Annotated in this window: 15 protein-coding genes; 12 read left to right on the forward strand and 3 right to left on the reverse strand. The window is 70.8% G+C overall.

Annotated elements, in window-relative coordinates; genetic code table 11:
- Nucleotides 1-61 precede the first annotated feature (61 nt).
- Nucleotides 62-1,486, reverse strand: a complete 1,425-nt coding sequence (locus MWM45_RS05290; protein WP_247828548.1) for a glycosyltransferase family 39 protein — start codon at nucleotides 1,484-1,486, stop codon at nucleotides 62-64.
- Nucleotides 1,487-1,927: 441 nt separating this feature from the next.
- Nucleotides 1,928-3,445 carry an HNH endonuclease gene (locus MWM45_RS05295; protein ID WP_418909737.1) on the reverse strand — a complete coding sequence of 506 codons (1,518 nt, stop codon included), beginning with the start codon at nucleotides 3,443-3,445 and terminating at the stop codon, nucleotides 1,928-1,930.
- A 114-nt stretch (nucleotides 3,446-3,559) separates the two neighbouring features.
- Here MWM45_RS05295 and MWM45_RS05300 point away from each other — a divergent pair, with 114 nt between their 5' ends.
- The gene (locus MWM45_RS05300; RefSeq protein WP_247828549.1) at nucleotides 3,560-3,844 is read left to right on the forward strand and encodes a hypothetical protein; all 285 of its coding nucleotides are present in this window, start codon (nucleotides 3,560-3,562) and stop codon (nucleotides 3,842-3,844) included.
- 179 nt (nucleotides 3,845-4,023) lie between these two features.
- On the opposite strand, the gene MWM45_RS05305 is transcribed toward MWM45_RS05300, so the two are convergent.
- Nucleotides 4,024-5,529, reverse strand: a complete 1,506-nt coding sequence (locus MWM45_RS05305) for an AAA-type ATPase lid domain-containing protein (RefSeq protein ID WP_247828550.1) — start codon at nucleotides 5,527-5,529, stop codon at nucleotides 4,024-4,026.
- A gap of 157 nt (nucleotides 5,530-5,686) precedes the next feature.
- On the opposite strand from MWM45_RS05305, the gene MWM45_RS05310 reads away from it, so the two are divergent.
- From MWM45_RS05310 to tdh, 11 genes are all read left to right on the forward strand, one after another.
- Entirely contained in the window at nucleotides 5,687-6,733 is a 1,047-nt protein-coding gene (locus tag MWM45_RS05310; RefSeq protein ID WP_247828551.1) for an amidohydrolase family protein, read from the forward strand.
- Nucleotides 6,730-7,542, forward strand: a complete 813-nt coding sequence (locus MWM45_RS05315) for a metal-sulfur cluster assembly factor (RefSeq protein ID WP_247828552.1) — start codon at nucleotides 6,730-6,732, stop codon at nucleotides 7,540-7,542. Before MWM45_RS05310 ends, MWM45_RS05315 begins: the two co-directional genes overlap by 4 nt.
- Nucleotides 7,539-8,573 carry an NAD(P)-dependent alcohol dehydrogenase gene (locus MWM45_RS05320; protein WP_247828553.1) on the forward strand — a complete coding sequence of 345 codons (1,035 nt, stop codon included), beginning with the start codon at nucleotides 7,539-7,541 and terminating at the stop codon, nucleotides 8,571-8,573. The genes MWM45_RS05315 and MWM45_RS05320 overlap by 4 nt, the downstream gene beginning before the upstream one ends.
- A 51-nt stretch (nucleotides 8,574-8,624) precedes the next feature.
- On the forward strand, nucleotides 8,625-9,764 hold the full coding sequence (locus MWM45_RS05325; protein ID WP_247828554.1) for a glycerol dehydrogenase: 1,140 nt from the start codon (nucleotides 8,625-8,627) through the stop codon (nucleotides 9,762-9,764).
- Between the two features lie 106 nt (nucleotides 9,765-9,870).
- Nucleotides 9,871-10,341: an Hsp20/alpha crystallin family protein gene (locus MWM45_RS05330; RefSeq protein ID WP_043447289.1), complete on the forward strand. Its 471-nt coding sequence runs from the start codon at nucleotides 9,871-9,873 to the stop codon at nucleotides 10,339-10,341.
- 76 nt (nucleotides 10,342-10,417) lie between these two features.
- Nucleotides 10,418-10,936 (forward strand): GNAT family N-acetyltransferase, encoded by a 519-nt coding sequence (locus MWM45_RS05335; RefSeq protein ID WP_247828555.1) that lies wholly within the window; start codon nucleotides 10,418-10,420, stop codon nucleotides 10,934-10,936.
- A 107-nt stretch (nucleotides 10,937-11,043) separates the two neighbouring features.
- Nucleotides 11,044-11,340 (forward strand): Asp-tRNA(Asn)/Glu-tRNA(Gln) amidotransferase subunit GatC, encoded by a 297-nt coding sequence (gene gatC, locus MWM45_RS05340; RefSeq protein WP_247828556.1) that lies wholly within the window; start codon nucleotides 11,044-11,046, stop codon nucleotides 11,338-11,340.
- Between the two features lie 3 nt (nucleotides 11,341-11,343).
- Nucleotides 11,344-12,849, forward strand: coding sequence for an Asp-tRNA(Asn)/Glu-tRNA(Gln) amidotransferase subunit GatA (gatA, locus tag MWM45_RS05345; protein WP_247828557.1), 1,506 nt, complete (start codon nucleotides 11,344-11,346; stop codon nucleotides 12,847-12,849).
- Nucleotides 12,849-14,363: an Asp-tRNA(Asn)/Glu-tRNA(Gln) amidotransferase subunit GatB gene (gene gatB, locus MWM45_RS05350; protein WP_247828558.1), complete on the forward strand. Its 1,515-nt coding sequence runs from the start codon at nucleotides 12,849-12,851 to the stop codon at nucleotides 14,361-14,363. Before gatA ends, gatB begins: the two co-directional genes overlap by 1 nt.
- A gap of 25 nt (nucleotides 14,364-14,388) precedes the next feature.
- Entirely contained in the window at nucleotides 14,389-15,300 is a 912-nt protein-coding gene (locus tag MWM45_RS05355; protein WP_247828559.1) for an aminoglycoside phosphotransferase family protein, read from the forward strand.
- Between the two features lie 94 nt (nucleotides 15,301-15,394).
- Nucleotides 15,395-16,438 carry an L-threonine 3-dehydrogenase gene (gene tdh / locus MWM45_RS05360; protein WP_247828560.1) on the forward strand — a complete coding sequence of 348 codons (1,044 nt, stop codon included), beginning with the start codon at nucleotides 15,395-15,397 and terminating at the stop codon, nucleotides 16,436-16,438.
- The last annotated feature ends 12 nt before the right edge of the window (nucleotides 16,439-16,450 follow it).

Genomic DNA, 16,450 nt, shown 5'->3' on the forward strand with positions numbered 1-16,450 from the left:
GGGCACGTTCAGGTGTTCGGTCGGGGTCCCGTCGGTCGGGGCGTCGTCAATCCACGTGCCGTCAGTCCAGGTGCCGGAACCGGGGCCAGAGATCCGACCACGGCTGGGTACGCTCGCACACGAGAACGGGCTGCCCCTGTTCCTCGTTGTCGACGTCGAGCCCGTTGTCCAGGCGGGCCACCTCTTCGCAGGACACGAACAGGGTCCTTGCCAGATCGGCCTGCCCGCCGATCACGATCACGGTGCGCGCATCCTCAGGAGGGGTGGAGAGGTGGTACAGCTCGTTGTGCCCGCTGTGCGCAGGAGGAAGCCCGCGGGCATCCCCGTACCGGTGGAGGGCCCCGGCCTCACCGTAATTGCTGGCGATGAGGGTGGCGTCGGAGGGGTCGGGAAGATTCGCGACGACATCGCCGATCTGGTCGACGTAGGCGGGCCAGCCCACCTGATCGCGCGCCAACTGGTTGATCTCCGGGACCGGGGTCCGGCCCACCACGCCCATGGGGATGACAGGCAGGGCGATCACGGTGGAGGCGACGGCATTGACGGCCACCGCGGTCCAGGCCACGAGGCGTCGTGCGCGGGACCGCATGATCTCGGCGGCGGGGACGCACCCGATGGCGAAGAGCACGACGACGAGCCCGGCCGAATAGTAGATCTGTCCTCCGGCCGCGAAGGCGAGGGCCAGGAGCACCAGGAACGCGATGGCGATGAAGCGCGCAGGTCTCCACGCGGTGCGGCGCAGCAGGTGCCACCAGCCGAGGCACCACACCAGGGCCAGTGGCGGGCCGAGGGTGACGAACAGGAACCACCACATGTCCACGCGGGTATCGGCGGCGTTGTTCTCGTTCAGGGCGGCGCCCATGGACAGCTGCGGCCAGCCGTGGGTGGCCTGATACGCGAGGTTGGGGGCTGCCACGGCGAGGGTGAGGGCGCCAGCGATCCACGGCCACGGAGTGGCGAGCACTGAGCGGGGACCGGCGACGAGCAGCCCGGCCAGGAGTGAGATCAGCAGTCCCGCGATCAGCAGCTTGTTGTAGGTGGCCAGCCCGGCGATGATCCCGGCGGCCAGCCACCACGCGGGCGCCTCCCGCAGGAGCGCCCGGACCACGCACAGGACGACGGTGGGCCAGAACAGGAGGTCCACCGATGCGGTCAGCATGACGTGGCCGAAGAGCAGGGGGACCACGCCGAAACCGAACCCCCATGCGCACAGGCCCTGGGCGTACGCTGCGCCGCCGAATTCCCGCGTGATCAGGACCACGACCACGAGTGCCAGGAGGGTCGAGAGGGTCGCAGGGATTCGGATGGCCCACACCTCGTCCGCGATGAGGCCGAACGATCGGACCAGCCACGGAGTCAGGGGCGGCTGGTCGATGTATCCCCACGCGGGAGGGAGCATCCGGAAGTACAGTTCGTCCCGGTGATAGCCGTAGTTCCCGGACACGAGCGTGAGCAGCAGGCAGAGCACCGCTGCGGGTATCGCCACCGTGCGACCCGCGAAGGGTGGCAGAGTGCGCGTCGGCGCGGTGGGGGACGACGCCGGCGGTGGCCTCCCATCAGCGGTCATCGGCACGGCTCACCTCCGGTCCGTCGACAGCTCGACAGAGTGGGAGCCGGGTGTAGCGGGCATATGATCTCCCCTTCGTCGCGGTCTCGGCGGATGTCAGGGCGGGCTTGCAGGCAGCTTGCAGTGTTACACCCTGGCCGTCACCGCACCAGAGGCCGTTCCCGCCCGTCCTTCGCCTCGGCGGTGCCGTTCCCGCCCGTGGAAGCAATTGGGTGGGGCTGCGGGCCACGCAAGCCCGGACTGCACGTCCGCTGGGCGTCGCGGCCCGACGTCGATCAAGACGCGCAGAACCGGTGGGCCGTCCGGCGATCGATCCTGCCCTCGCGGCGGGCGAGTCGGTCAGGCGTCCTGCCTGCACAGTCAGGCGAAGAGCAGTTCGGCCCGTCGGGACCGCCGCGGGTAGGGGTATGCCGGAATGCTGTGATCGTCCGGCGCGTAGCTCGGCGGCGTCAGCGGGCGGATGTGTTTCCCGGTCTCGCAGTCGTGCTCCCGGTCGTGCTCCCGGTCGTGGTCACGCTCGTACCCGCGTTCGTTCGGGCTGCTGCCGGGGAGGGGTGGTGCGGTGGAGTGGTAGGTGTGGCCGGTGGGCGTGCTGACCTCGAGGGCATGCCGGGCGTGGCTGGTCCCGGGATCCGGGTGCGGTCTGGCCTTCCAGCCGGGCAGTTCCTTGGTGTGGTTGCAGGCCTCACACAGCCCGGCACCATTGGCGAGGCTGGTGGGCCCGTCGTCACGCCAGGGGACGATGTGGTCGTAGTGGCGGATCGGCGCGTCACAGTACGGGGTCCGGCACAGATGATCGCGGGCCTGGATGAAGCGGCGCTGTCCTGGGGTGAACAACCGGGATCTGGAATCGGCCGCGATCAGCTCACCACTTCCTGGCGCGGTATAGAGCCGCCGGAGCCAGACCGCGAAGTCCCGACCGCTCGCCTGACCGCTCGCCTGCCCGGTGACGGGTCCGGTTGCCGGGCCCGCTCCGTGGCCGGCTGAGTCGGTGGTGGTCTGTGCCGTAGGCTGCCCGGCTGCGGGTCCGGCTGCCGGCGTTGCGGGCCCCTGGGAGAGGAGCTCTCGGGCCCAGCCGGCGGGGACGATCCCGTAGCCGGGCAGGCGGGCCGGCTCACTGTCGCCCTGGAGGAGGGTCCGGTCGGTCATGATCAGCTGCACCTCGACCCGGGAGAACCCGCCCGGGGTGCCCGTGGTCCGCTCCACCAGCGCATCGGCCATCAGCTGGCCGCGGCTGCGTTCATCGCCCTCCGCCCGGCAGGCGTCGGCGTGCCGGGTCAGCTCCGCGTGCACCGCGACCCCCTGGGCGACCGGCAGCAGGGCGGTCAGGTACGTCATGGTGTCCGGTGCCGGCCGTAGACTCACATGCCGCTCCGCCGCGGCACGGCTGGCCCGCTGGGTGACCGACCGCGGGTCCCTGCGGTACGCGGCCGCCCGGGCCGCGGCGACGATCTGCCGGTCCCCGGCCCCGTCGAAGGCACCCGTGTCGGGGCTGAGCTCCTCATCGACCGCGCACCGGTCCGCAGCGGACAGGCAGGCCGTCTCCCGCACCAGCAGGGTCGCCCGCCACTCGTTCACCAACCCGGCCTCCACAGCGGCCATCGTGTGCGGCATCTCCGTCACCAGAGCCCGCGCCAACCCGAGCAGCCGGCCGCCCCGGGCGGGGGACTCACGCCGGGCCAGGGCGATCTGCGCGGCCACACCCCGACCCTGCTCGGCCACCGGCACACCAGCCCCAGCCTGGGACTGGCGCTCATCCAGGTCGAACGCGACCGCGGTCCGGGCCTGCCGGGCGGCGATCGCCGACGTGAAATCCTCCAGGACCCGCATCTCATTGATCAGCTCCGCACCACCGGCACCCATGGGAAGCGAGGCCATCTCCTCCATCAACTCCCGCACCCGCGCCGCCGACGAAGAGGCAGGGACAGCAGCAGGTGCGAGGTGGTCTGCCGAGGACGTGGCCAGGCCAGCAGCAGACAAAACGTCGTCCTGATGCTCAGCCCCACCGAACATGGGGGCGCCGTGGTGCGCAGCACCACCGGACACGGTGGCGCTGAACCGATGAATCTGTTCGCGCAGCTGCTGGATGAATTCAGCACTGCCGGGGCCCGCTGGAAGAGACGCCACCAGATCGATCAGATCCTGCACAGAGTCAGCGCGAACCGCAGCGGACGGGACAGCGCTACGCCGCGAAGCACCACCAAGATCGGTGGTTTCAAGCGGAGCGTTCGAGCTGCTGTCCATACTGAATTCTCCCAACCACCACCGACATTATGAGGCCGTCACGGCCAGCCGGCGCACGGTGAAATCCGCCGGCTGGCCGTGACTGCGCTCGTCCCTCACTCGTCCTGTGGCGAGCGCATGGCGTCACGGATCGGGTCAAGGACGGGCAGAGGACGAGCGGAAGTCCCGGCAACGGATCGTGAGGACGCAGGTGTCCCGAGGGACGAGCGGGATCACCGTGGTCGCGTGATCCCGAGGCGGGCGATCCGACGATAGATGGTCGCGCGACTGATGCCGAGCTCCGCCGCAGCCGCGGTGACCGTGACCCCCGGCTGGGCCAGGCTCCGCACGATCTCGTCGCGTTCGACCGCCTCGATCCGGCTGAGATGCGGACCGGGCCTGCCCAGGATGTAGGCGGGCAGATGCCGGACGTCGATCCGCTCCGCGCGGACCGCCGCATCGTGCACCACGGTGAAGAGTTCGTCCACGTTGTCGGGCCACTCGTGCTCCAGGAGCGCCCGCTCGGCCGCGGGAGTGAAGTCGATCTCGCGCAGCCGGGTCTGGTGGGCGGCGAACCGTGCCAACTGGAGGACGTCATCGCCGCGGTCCCGCAGCGGTGGCACGGCGACCACGGTGTCCACCGCGGCTGCCAGCGGACGCGGTATGGCGTCCAGGTCGGTGGCCGTGACCGCCCACGCGAGGGCCGGTGCCGTTCCCGTGTCCGACGGCGGGAGCGCCCGCAGCGCGCGAACGGCATGCGCCTTCAGCTCCTGGGCGGCCCAGGCGGGCAGGAGGTCGATGTTCTCGACGATCACCGCGGTGTCCGGTTTGGCCAGCTCGGGGGTCCAGACCGACAGCCAGGCGTCGACGTCGTCGGGCGCGGGTGCGGCGGCCGACAGGATGCGGGCCCCCGGCCGTGAGCAGCGGAACGCCTGCGCCAGGAGCGTCGCCCGCCCCGCGCCGTGCTCCCCGACGGCGGCGACGACGCGCCCGGCGGCCAGTGCCTGCGTCGCCTGGTCGAGTGCGTCCGTCCAGGACGAGGACAGGGCTCGCACGGTCCCGACGGCGGGTTCGAGTCCGTCGCGCCGCATCCGGAACACGCCGCCCCGGGGCCCCTGCTTCTGCCGGTGGCCGTGGGCCCGCGCGAGCATCAGTGCCGTGGCGTTCCCGGCCGCCGACTGCGCCAGGGCCAGCAGCAGCTCGGGGGAGGCATCGGACCACGTGGTGATGTTGACGCAGCCCTCGAGGGCACCGCTGACCGGATCGAAAACGGGTGCGGCGGCGCAGGTATAGGTGCGCAGGCTGGCGCTGTAGTGCTCCTCCGCACGGACCAGGGCAGGAGAGCGGTCTGCCAGCGCCAGTCCCATACCGTTGGTGCCGGCGTCCCGCTCGGAGTAGGTGAACCCGGGGGCCAGGTGCACCCGGTCGAGAGCCCGCAGGAGGGTGGAGCTGCCGCTCAGCCGTTGGAGCAGCAGGCCGTCGGCGTCGGTGAGCATGAGGCTCACGGGCTCGTCCGCCAGCGTGCTGCGCAGGGCCGTGAGCACTGCCTGGCCGCACTCGAAGAACAGGGAGTCCGTCGGGGCCGAGCCGGCCCAGCTCGGCTCCACCAGCTCCGCCGACACCCCGTACTCCTCGCTGCGCCGCCACGACGCGGCCAGGCGTTTGGCCGTGACGAGCAGAGGGCCGGTAGAGGGGCCCCTCTGCGGCGTGACGAGCCCGCCCTTCTGGTTCGGCTCCATTGCCGTCCTCCTCGGTCGATGTCGAGGCTGCGTCCCACTCCAGGGGATAGGGATAGGCATCGTCTCAAAATGAGACACACCCCGCGCGTTGGGAGCCATTTTCGCACCTAACGTCAGTCCTGTCGCGGCTACGGCAGCCGCCAGGAGGAGATCGAAGATGTACAGCAAAGACGGCGAGAACTATTTCATTGTCGACGCGCACATAGCCCTCTGGGACGCCCGTCCCGAGAACCAGCGCAGCATCCACGGCAAGCAGTTCATCGATTGCTTCTACGACTACCACCGCAACCTCTCCCCGGAATCGGAGACCTGGAGCTACGAGGACTACCTCTACCAGGGCGGCGAGCGCCTCATGAAGGACCTGTTCACCGACGGGTACGTGGACCACGCCATCTTCCAGTCCGCGTACCTCGGCGAGTTCTACCACCGGGGGTTCGGACAGACAGAGGAGGCCTACGGCCTCGCCTCGGCGCACCCGGACAAGCTGACCTACAACCACTGCTTCGACCCGCGGAACGGCGAGGCAGGCCTGGACCAGCTGCGCGCCGACCACGAGCGGATGGGCTTCAAGGGCGTGAAGCTGTACACGGCCGAATGGCACGGCGACTCCCGCGGCTACAAGCTGTCCGACCCGTGGGCCTACCGGTACTTCGAGGAGTGCCGCGCCCTGGGGATCAAGAACATCCACGTCCACAAGGGCCCCACCATCCGGCCCCTCGACCGGGACGCCTTCGACGTGTCCGACGTCGACCACGCCGCCACCGACTTCACCGACCTGAACTTCGTCGTGGAGCATGTGGGCCTGCCCCGGCTCGAGGACTTCTGCTGGATCGCCACGCAGGAGCCCAACGTCCACGGCGGCCTGGCCGTGGCGATGCCGTTCATGCACACCCGACCGCGGTACTTCGCGCAGATCATCGGCGAGCTCATCTACTGGATCGGGGAGGACCGCATCCAGTTCTCCAGCGACTACGCGCTGTGGACACCGCGGTGGCTCGTCGAGCAGTTCGTGGACTTCCAGATCCCGGAGGACATGACCGAGTACGCGCCGCTCACCATCGAGCAGAAGAAGAAGATCCTCGGCCTCAACGCCGCGAAGATGTACGACCTCCCGGTGCCGGCGGAGCTCCAGCTCCCCGACGCCGGGGAGACTGCGACGGGCCCCCGGCAGCCGGAACGGGCCGATCTGGCGAGCGCACAATGACCGCTGCGCACGCCGAACTCGCGGGACGCGTGCACACGGTCACCGAGGACGCCGTCCGCCGGAGCCTGTCCACCGTCTTCGATCCGGAGCTCGACGAGCCGATCACCGAGCTCGGGTTCGTCCGCTCCATCCGAGTGGACGGGGGCCCGGACCCGACGGTCCGGGTGCACCTGCGCCTGCCCACGTCCTTCTGCTCGCCGAACTTCGCCTACCTCATGGCGTCCGACAGCAAGGACGCGGTCGCGGCGATCCCCGGCGTGGCCGCCGTCGTGGTCGAACTGGACGACCACCACGACTCGGACCTGATCAACACGGGCCTCGCGGCGGATGCGGGGTACCGCGGCACGTTCCTCCACGAGGCGGAGGACAGTCTCGAGGACCTGCGGCGGATCTTCCGCCGGAAGGCCCACACGGCCGCGATGGAGCGCTGCCTCACCGGCCTCCTCCGCGCGGATCCCGCACTCCGCGTGGAGGACGTCGGCGGCGTGGGCCTCCGGGACCTCCTCCCGGGCCGCGAGACGGACGCGCTGCTGCGCCGACGGACGGCGCTCGGACTCTCCGGAGACCCCGACGCGCCCGTGCTGGTCGACGACGACGGCCGCCCCTACCCCGCCGAGGCGGTCCCGCTCGCCCTGCGCCGCGCCCGGTCCACCCGCATCTCGATCGACGGGAACGCGCACTTCTGCCGCGGGCTCCTCCGGACCCGCTACGAGGGCTCCGGTGCGGACCAGGCCTTCCGGTCGGAAGGCGCCGAACCCGCCGACCACCACCCGCTACTTCCCCTCACCGTCAAGGAGTCCCACCCATGAGCAGCATGCGAGCAGTGCAGGTCGTCGGCTACCACGAAGCCCTGAAGATGGCCGAGGTGCCGATGCCGGGCGTCACCGGCCCGTTCGACGTCGTGGTCAGGATCGGCGGCGCGGGGGTCTGCCGCACCGACCTGCACATCCTCGAGGGCCAGTGGTCGGCGAAGTCCCAGGTCCCCCTGCCCTACACGATCGGGCACGAGAACGCCGGCTGGGTGCACGCCGTCGGGAGCGCCGTGACGAACGTCGGCGTGGGCGACAAGGTGATCCTGCACCCCCTCATCACCTGCGGACTGTGCCGCGCGTGCCGGTCCGGGGACGACGTGCACTGCGAGGTCAGCCAGTTCCCGGGCCTGGACACCCACGGCGGGTACGCCGAGTACCTCCTCACCTCCGCCCGCTCCGTGGTCCGGATCGACGACTCCCTGGAGCCGTCGGATGTCGCTGCTCTCGCGGATGCGGGGCTCACCGCCTACCACGCGGCTGCCAAGGCCGCGAAGCGGCTCACCCCGCGGGACACGTGTGTCGTCATCGGGGCCGGCGGGCTCGGGCACATCGGCATCCAGGTCCTGAGGGCGCTCACCCCGGCCCGCATCGTCGTCGTGGACCGCAACGCTGCGGCCCTCGAGCTCGCGCGGGGCATCGGGGCGCACGAGGGCGTCCTTGCCGACGGTGGCCAGGTGGAGCAGGTGCTGGCCCTCACCGCAGGGAACGGCGCCGAGGCGGTCATCGACTTCGTCGGCGAGGGCGGCGCGACCACCCAGGGCCTCGCCATGCTGCGGCGGGCGGGGGACTACTACGTCGTGGGGTACGGGGAGAACATCGACGTCCCCACGATCGACATCATCTCCACCGAGATCAACATCATCGGGAACCTCGTCGGCTCCTACAACGACCTGCAGGACCTCATGGCGCTCGCCGCGCGCGGCGCCGTCAAGCTCCACACCCAGAAGTACGCGCTGGACGACTTCCAGCAGGCCATCGACGACCTCGACGCAGGCCGGGTGAGGGGCAGGGCCGTCCTCGTGCCCTGACACACCACCGGTCACCAACCAGCCCACCCACGAGACCCCCAGGAGGTCCCCATGCCCAGCCCCATCCGCTCCGTCATCAGTCCCGGCCGGTACGCCCAGGGTCCGGGGGCCATCTCCCGGCTCGGCGAGTACCTCGCACCCATCGGGAGCACACCGCTCGTCGTCGCCGACGACGTCGTCTGGGGCTTCGTGGGACACGACGTCACCGCGTCCCTCGAGGCGGCCGGGCTCCCGGTCACGCGGGAGGCCTTCGGGGGCGTACCGTCCGCCCGCGAGATCGACCGCCTCGTCGAGGTGATCAAGCGGACGAAGGCCGACGTCGCGGTGGGCGGGGGAAGCACCATCGACGCCGTCAAGGCCTCGGGATTCCTGGCCGGCATCCGCTGGGTCACCGTCCCGACCGTTGCGTCGACCGACGCCCCGACGTCGGCCCTGGCCGTGGTCTACACCGAGGACGGCACCTTCGAGGAATACCGCTTCTTCCCACGCAACCCGGACCTCGTGCTCGTCGACTCCCTGATCGTCGCCAACGCGCCGGCTGCCTTCCTCGCCGCCGGCGTGGGCGACGCCCTGGCGACGTGGCTCGAGGCGCGGGCGACGGCGGCGTCGAGCTCGCAGACCATGGCGGGAGGGCTTCCCACCCTCACCGGCACGGCCCTCGCGCGGCTGAGCTGGGACGTCCTCTGGGACAACGCGCTGCCGGCCCTCGACGCGGTCCGCGACCACCTCGTGACCCCGGCCGTGGAGAAGGTCATCGAGGCCAACACGCTGCTCTCGGGCCTCGGCTTCGAGTCGGGAGGACTGGCGGCGGCCCACGCCATCCACAACGGGCTCACCGCGGCGCCGCAGACCCACGGGCTGGCCCACGGCCAGAAGGTGAACATCGGCTCCCTCACCCAGCTCGTCCTCGAGGGCGCCCCGACGCAGGACATCCGGGACTTCATCGAGTTCACGACGCGGGTGGGGCTTCCCACCACCCTCACGGAGATCGGGCTGACCCCGGACGACACCAGTGAGCTCGAACTCATCGCGACCACGGCGACCGTGGCGGGCGAGACCATCCACGCGATGCCGTTCGAGGTCCGGCCCGCGGACGTCGTGTCCGCGCTCACGTCGATCGAGCGGTTCGCCCGGCGGGTCCGGGAGGAGGCAGGCCTCCCCGCACCGACGCTCTACACGGCCAAACACTGAGCAGCGTCGGGGGTCTTTCGTCCCTGTCGGTGCCGACAGCGTCGGTGTCTACTCGGAGGATCCTGGCCCTGATCGGGCCGGTCCCACCGAGAGTCTGGAGTTTGTCATGACTGATGCACGGCGATGGCCGCCCTTCGGGTCCAGTCGGCGGAACTTCCCCTTCAACGGCGGCACCAGGTCACCCATGGACCTGCTCGATTCGATGGAGCGGCTCTTCGAGTCGTCGTCGTCCGGGCCGTCCTCCATCCGGGTCGAGGAGTTCGTCGACGGCAAGGACATGGTGGTCCGTGCGGAGATGCCGGGGCTCGATCCCGAGAAGGACATCGAGGTCAGCATCGAGAACGGCTTCCTGCGGATCAGCGCCCACCGCGAGGAGAAGGAGGAGCACAAGGAGAAGGACCGCTACCGGTCCGAATTCCGGTACGGATCCTTCCGGCGCGACATCGTGCTCCCCGACGGGGTGAGGGACGAGGACATCCGCGCGAGCTACGCGGACGGCGTGCTGAACGTCAGGACGCCGCTCCCGGACGACGCGAGGCGCGAGGGACCCCGGAAACTCCCGATCACGCGGGGCTGATCTCCCGCACCGGCAGGACCGGCGGCCGCCGGGACGACGGCGTCCCGGCGGCTTCGTCGCGTGGCAAAATGGGCCGGTGACCACCCCACCCTCCGACGCCCGCATCACCGTCCGGCCCGTCCGCCCCGAGGACTACGACGACGTCCGCCGCATCACGCGCGGCGCCTACCTCGAGGCCGGGTACTTCTCCGACGAGGCCCACCCCTACATGGCCGTGCTGGCCGACATCGAGCACCGCGCCGAGCACGCCGAGGTCTGGGTGGCGGAGCGCGACGGCGTCATCGTCGGGTCGGTCGCCCTCACGTTCGCGGGCCAGCGGTACACCGACATCGCCGTCGAGGGGGAGCTGGAGTTCCGGATGCTCGCGGTGGACCCGGCCGTGCAGCGCGGGGGCATCGGCCGGGCCATGGTGGAGCGCATCATCGAGCACGCCCGCACCCTCCCCGGCATCGAGGCCGTGAGCCTGACGAGCGGCTCCGACATGGTCCGGGCGCACCGGCTCTACGAGTCGATGGGCTTCGTCCGCGTGCCCGGCCGCGACTGGGAGGTCCCGAACGAGGACATCCTGCTCTGGGTCTTCCGCCTGCCCCTGTAGGCGCACGCGTCGCCGTCGCCGGGTGCCGCCTCCGCTGATGCCGGGCGCCGACCGCGCCAGCACTAGACTGGGAGCAGATACCCACCTCCGACTTCCAGGGGAGATCCATGGCTGAGATCAACCGGGACGACGTCGCGCACCTTGCGCGGCTCGCCCACATCGACATGACCGACGACGAGCTCGACCGCATGGCCGGGGAACTCGCGGTGATCGTCGATTCCATCAAGAGCGTGAGCGAGGTCGCCGGCGACGACATCCCCGCGACGAGCCACCCGATCCCGCTGAGCAACGTGTTCCGCGACGACGTCGTGGGGGACACCCTCAGCAACGAGGAAGCCCTCCTCGGCGCGCCCGACAACGCCGACGGCCGCTTCAAGGTCCCGGCAATCCTGGACGGGGAGTAACCCATGACAGACCTGATCCACCTCTCCGCCGACGCCCTCTCACAGAAGCTCGCCGCGAAGGAGGTCTCCGCCGTCGAGGCGACGCAGGCCTACCTCGACCGCATCGACGCCGTGGACGGCGCGATCAACGCGTTCCTGCACGTCAACACCGACGAGGCGCTGCTCGTCGCCGCCGGGGTGGACAAGGCCCGGACCGACGGCGACACGCTGCATACGCTCGCGGGCGTCCCCATCGCCGTGAAGGACCTGATCGTCACGCGGGGTCAGCCCACCACGGCCGGGTCGAAGATCCTCGAGGGCTGGCAGAGCCCCTACGACGCCACCGTGGTCCGCAAGCTCCGCGCCGCGCGGATGCCGATCCTCGGCAAGACAAACCTCGACGAGTTCGCCATGGGCTCCTCCACCGAGCACTCCGCGTTCGGGCCCACCCGCAACCCCTGGGACCTCGACCGCATCCCCGGCGGGTCCGGCGGCGGGTCAGCGGCCGCCGTCGCCGCGTTCGAGGCACCCCTGGCACTCGGCACCGACACCGGCGGCTCCATCCGCCAGCCCGGCGCCGTCACCGGCACGGTCGGCGTGAAGCCCACCTACGGCGGCGTCTCCCGCTACGGCGCGATCGCCATGGCCTCCTCGCTCGACCAGATCGGCCCCGTGTCCCGCACTGTCCTCGACAGCGCCCTGCTGCACGAGGTCATCGGCGGCCACGACCCCCACGATTCGACGTCGCTCACCGACCCGGTCGGCGCACTCGTCGAGGCCGCCCGCGTGGGCCAGGTCGAGGGCATGCGCATCGGCGTCATCAAGGAGCTCCAGGGCGAGGGCTACCAGGCCGGCGTCCTCACCCGCTTCCACGAGTCGCTCGAGCTGCTGCGCTCGGCGGGCGCCGAGATCGTCGAGGTCTCCTGCCCCAACTTCCGGTACGCCCTCGCCGCCTACTACCTGATCATGCCGTCCGAGGCCTCCAGCAACCTGGCCAAGTACGACGGCGTGCGCTTCGGCCTGCGCGTGGTGCCCGAGGGAACGCCCACGATCGAGCGCGTCATGGGCGCCACCCGCGCGGCCGGCTTCGGCGACGAGGTGAAGCGCCGTATCATCCTCGGCACCTACGCGCTGAGCGCCGGCTACTACGACGCCTACTACGGTTCGGCGCAGAAGGTGCGCACGCTCATCCAGCGCGACTTCGCCGCCGCGTTCGGGCAGGCCGACGTCCTGATCTCGCCGACCGCCCCGACCACGGCGTTCAAGCTGGGCGAGAAGCTCGACGACCCGCTGGCCATGTACCTGAACGACGTCGCCACCATCCCGGCGAACATGGCCGGCGTCCCCGGACTGTCCCTGCCCGGGGGCCTCGCGGACGAGGACGGGCTGCCCGTCGGCATCCAGCTCCTCGCCCCCGCCCGCAAGGACGCACGCCTCTACCGCGTGGGCGCCGTCCTCGAATCGCTGCTCGAAGAGACGTGGGGCGGGCCGCTGCTGGCCCAGGCCCCCGAGATCACAGGTGGTAAGTAATGACTGCTGGAACAGATGAGGTCCTGTCCTTCGACGAGGCCATGGAGAAGTACGATCCGGTGCTCGGGTTCGAGGTCCATGTGGAACTCAACACCCGGACGAAGATGTTCTCCTCCGCGCCCAACGCGTTCGGGGACGTGCCCAACACCAACGTGACCCCGGTGGACCTCGGCCTGCCCGGCGTCCTGCCCGTCGTCAACGGCGTCGCCGTCGAGTCCGCGATCAAGATCGGCCTCGCGCTGAACTGCAGGATCGCCGAGAAGTGCTACTTCGCGCGGAAGAACTACTTCTACCCGGACACCCCGAAGAACTTCCAGACGTCCCAGTTCGAGGACCCCATCGCCTACGACGGCAGCATCGACATCGAACTCGCCGACGGCACGGTGTTCACCGTGGAGATCGAGCGCGCCCACATGGAGGAGGACGCCGGCAAGCTCACCCACATGGGCGGCGCGACGGGCCGCATCCAGGGCGCCGAGTTCTCCCTCGTGGACTACAACCGGGCGGGCGTGCCCCTGATCGAGATCGTCACGAAGCCGATCGTCGGCGCCGGCTCGCGGGCCCCCGAGCTCGCGAAGGCCTACGTGGCAGCGATCCGCGAGATCGTCAAGAACCTCGGCGTCTCGGACGCCCGGATGGAGCGCGGCAACGTGCGCTGCGACGCGAACGTCTCCCTCAAGCCGAAGGGCCAGGAGAAGTTCGGCACCCGCACCGAGACCAAGAACGTGAACTCGCTGCGCGCCGTCGAGCACGCCGTGCGGTACGAGATCCAGCGGCACGCCGCCGTGCTGGACTCGGGTACGCCGATCCAGCAGGAGACGCGCCACTGGCACGAGGACACGCGCTCCACGACGTCGGGACGCCCCAAGTCCGACGCCGACGACTACCGCTACTTCCCGGAGCCGGACCTCGTACCGGTCGTCACCAACGACGCCTGGATCGAGAAGCTGCGCGCCGAACTCCCCGAACCGCCCGCCGAGCGCCGCAAGCGCCTGCAGGCCGACTGGGGCTACTCCGACGCCGAGTTCCGCGACGTCGTCAACGCCGGGGTCATGTCCTCGATCGAGGACACGATCGCCGCCGGTGTCAGTGCCGCCGTCGCCCGCAAGTGGTGGATGGGCGAGATCTCCCGCCGCGCCAAGCTGGCCGACGTCGAGCCCGCCGAGCTCGGCGTCACGCCCGAGCTGATCGTCGAGCTCAACGCGCTCATCGAGACCGGCAAGATCAACGACAAGCTCTCCCGCGACGTGCTCGACGGCGTCCTCGCCGGCGAGGGCACGCCCGCGGAGGTCGTCGAGAAGCGCGGCCTCGCCGTCGTGTCCGACGACGGCCCGCTGCTCGAGGCGATCGACGGCGCCCTCGCGGCCCAGCCCGACGTCGCGGACAAGATCCGCGGCGGCAAGGTCCAGGCCGTCGGCGCGATCGTGGGCGGGGTCATGAAGGCCACCCGCGGGCAGGCCGACGCCGGCCGCGTACGCGAGCTGATCCTGCAGCGCCTCGGCGTCGAGGGCTAGCGCCGGCAGCATCCACGGGGAGGGCATGATGGCGGGTCTGCCGAGGGCGGAGCACGACATCGTGCCCTCCCTCGTCATGTCGCTGCTCGCCGAACAGCACCCGGACCTTGCGCACCTCCCGCTGCGTCCTGCCGGTCACGGCTGGGACAACACGCTGTTCAGGCTGGGGCACGATCTCGTGGTGCGCCTGCCCCGGCGCGCCGTCGCCGACGCGCTGATGGTCGCGGAGCAGCGGTGGCTGCCGGGTCTCACCCCGCCCCTGGCCGTCCGGACGTCGGCGCCCGTGCGGATCGGCCGGCCCGGTGCCGGCTACCCCTGGCACTGGTCCGTCTCCCGCTGGATCGACGGAGCCGGCGGCATCACGGTCCCACGGGCCGGGCGCTCTGCCGCCGCCGTCCCGCTCGCGCGGTTCCTCGCAGCGTTCCATCGGCCCGCGCCCGCCGACGCCCCCGTCAGCCCCGTGGGCCGCGGCGGTCCGCTGGCGGCGCGCGACGACGTCGTACGTCCGCGGCTGGCGTCGCTCCCGGAGATCCCCGGCCTCCCCGCGGACGCCCTGCTGAGTGCCTGGGAGTCCGCCTGTGCGGCACCGGGATGGTCGGGGGAGCCGCTCTGGCTGCACGGCGACCTGCATCCGGCCAACGTGGTCCTCGCGCCCGACGGCGGGCTCGCCGGCGTCGTCGATTTCGGCGACCTGTGCTCCGGTGATCCCGCGACGGACCTCGCCGCGGCGTGGCTGCACTTCGACGCCGCCGGGCGGTCCGCGTTCCGCGCCGCACTCGAGGCGCTGCACCCGATCGAGGCCGCGACCTGGGCGCGGGCCCGGGGCTGGGCCCTGAGCATGGGGAGCGCCATGGCGGTATCCTCCGACGACTCCCCGGCGTTCTACCGCCTCGGCGTCGGGACGCTGGCCGCCGTGCTCGAGGACGGACCGCGCTGATACTGTTGCTCCGGGCATATTCCGCCCAGGCACTCGTACCGCACCATCCCGACGCGACCCGTCGGGACGGGCGCGGGATGGAAGGGACCGTTCAGTGAAGGCGCTGTACAAATCCGGGACGCACCCCGGCTTCGAGCTCGTGGACCGACCCGAACCCGACGCCGGGTGGGGCGAGGTCAAGATCCGGGTCATCACCACCGGCATCTGCGGCACGGACCTCCACATCGAGAGCTGGGACTCCTGGGCGCAGGGCATGATCACCGCCCCGCTGATCCCCGGCCACGAGTTCTACGGCGAGGTGGTCGCCCTCGGCGACGGCATCCGGGACGTCCGCATCGGCGACCGCGTCTCCGGCGAGGGCCACGTCGTCTGCGGGATCTGCCGCAACTGCCGCGCCGGCCGCCGCCAGATGTGCATCCGCACCTCGAGCGTCGGCGTCCAGCGCGACGGCGCGTTCGCCGAGTTCGTCGTCGTGCCCGAGACGAACGTCTGGGTGCACGACGCGACCATCACGCCCGAGCTCGGCGCGGTCTTCGATCCCTTCGGCAACGCCGTGCACACCGCGCTCAGCTTCCCGCTCGTCGGGGAGGACGTGCTGATCACCGGGGCCGGCCCCATCGGCCTGATGGCCGTCGCCGTCGCCCGCCACGCCGGAGCCCGCAAGATCGCCATCACGGACGTCTCCGCGCCGCGGCTCGCCCTCGCGTGCGGCGTCGGGGCGGACCTCGCCATCGACGTCAGCCGGATGCGTGTCGCCGACGCGCAGCGCGAGCTCGGCATGAAGGAGGGCTTCGACGTCGGGATGGAGATGTCCGGTCATGCCACCGCGCTGCCCGAGATGATCGACAATATGAACCATGGCGGGCGCATCGCCATGCTCGGGCTGCCGGCAGGCCCGATCTCCATCGACTGGGGCAAGGTGGTCACCCACATGCTCACCCTCAAGGGCATCTACGGCCGGGAGATGTTCGAGACCTGGTACGCGATGAGCGCCATGCTGCAGTCCAACGGGACCCTGCGCGAGGCCGTCTCGTCCGTGGTCACCGACTGCCTGCCCGCCCGGGACTGGCAGCAGGGATTCGCAACGGCGCGCAGCGGCGCGAGCGGCAAAGTGGTCCTCGACTGGACCACCCTCTAGAGAGGCTTGGAA

The organism is Arthrobacter antioxidans (assembly GCF_023100725.1).
Taxonomy (GTDB): domain Bacteria; phylum Actinomycetota; class Actinomycetes; order Actinomycetales; family Micrococcaceae; genus Arthrobacter_D; species Arthrobacter_D antioxidans.

Bases quoted from the DNA above. Each gene is read 5' to 3' on its own strand.
- MWM45_RS05295 (WP_418909737.1), bottom strand. From the start codon at position 3,445: ATGGCCTCGCTTCCCATGGGTGCCGGTGGTGCGGAGCTGATCAATGAG.
- MWM45_RS05300 (WP_247828549.1), top strand. From the start codon at position 3,560: ATGCTCAGCCCCACCGAACATGGGGGCGCCGTGGTGCGCAGCACCACC.
- MWM45_RS05305 (WP_247828550.1), bottom strand. From the start codon at position 5,529: ATGGAGCCGAACCAGAAGGGCGGGCTCGTCACGCCGCAGAGGGGCCCC.
- MWM45_RS05310 (WP_247828551.1), top strand. From the start codon at position 5,687: ATGTACAGCAAAGACGGCGAGAACTATTTCATTGTCGACGCGCACATA.
- MWM45_RS05315 (WP_247828552.1), top strand. From the start codon at position 6,730: ATGACCGCTGCGCACGCCGAACTCGCGGGACGCGTGCACACGGTCACC.
- MWM45_RS05320 (WP_247828553.1), top strand. From the start codon at position 7,539: ATGAGCAGCATGCGAGCAGTGCAGGTCGTCGGCTACCACGAAGCCCTG.
- MWM45_RS05325 (WP_247828554.1), top strand. From the start codon at position 8,625: ATGCCCAGCCCCATCCGCTCCGTCATCAGTCCCGGCCGGTACGCCCAG.
- MWM45_RS05330 (WP_043447289.1), top strand. From the start codon at position 9,871: ATGACTGATGCACGGCGATGGCCGCCCTTCGGGTCCAGTCGGCGGAAC.
- gatC (WP_247828556.1), top strand. From the start codon at position 11,044: ATGGCTGAGATCAACCGGGACGACGTCGCGCACCTTGCGCGGCTCGCC.
- gatA (WP_247828557.1), top strand. From the start codon at position 11,344: ATGACAGACCTGATCCACCTCTCCGCCGACGCCCTCTCACAGAAGCTC.
- gatB (WP_247828558.1), top strand. From the start codon at position 12,849: ATGACTGCTGGAACAGATGAGGTCCTGTCCTTCGACGAGGCCATGGAG.
- MWM45_RS05355 (WP_247828559.1), top strand. From the start codon at position 14,389: ATGATGGCGGGTCTGCCGAGGGCGGAGCACGACATCGTGCCCTCCCTC.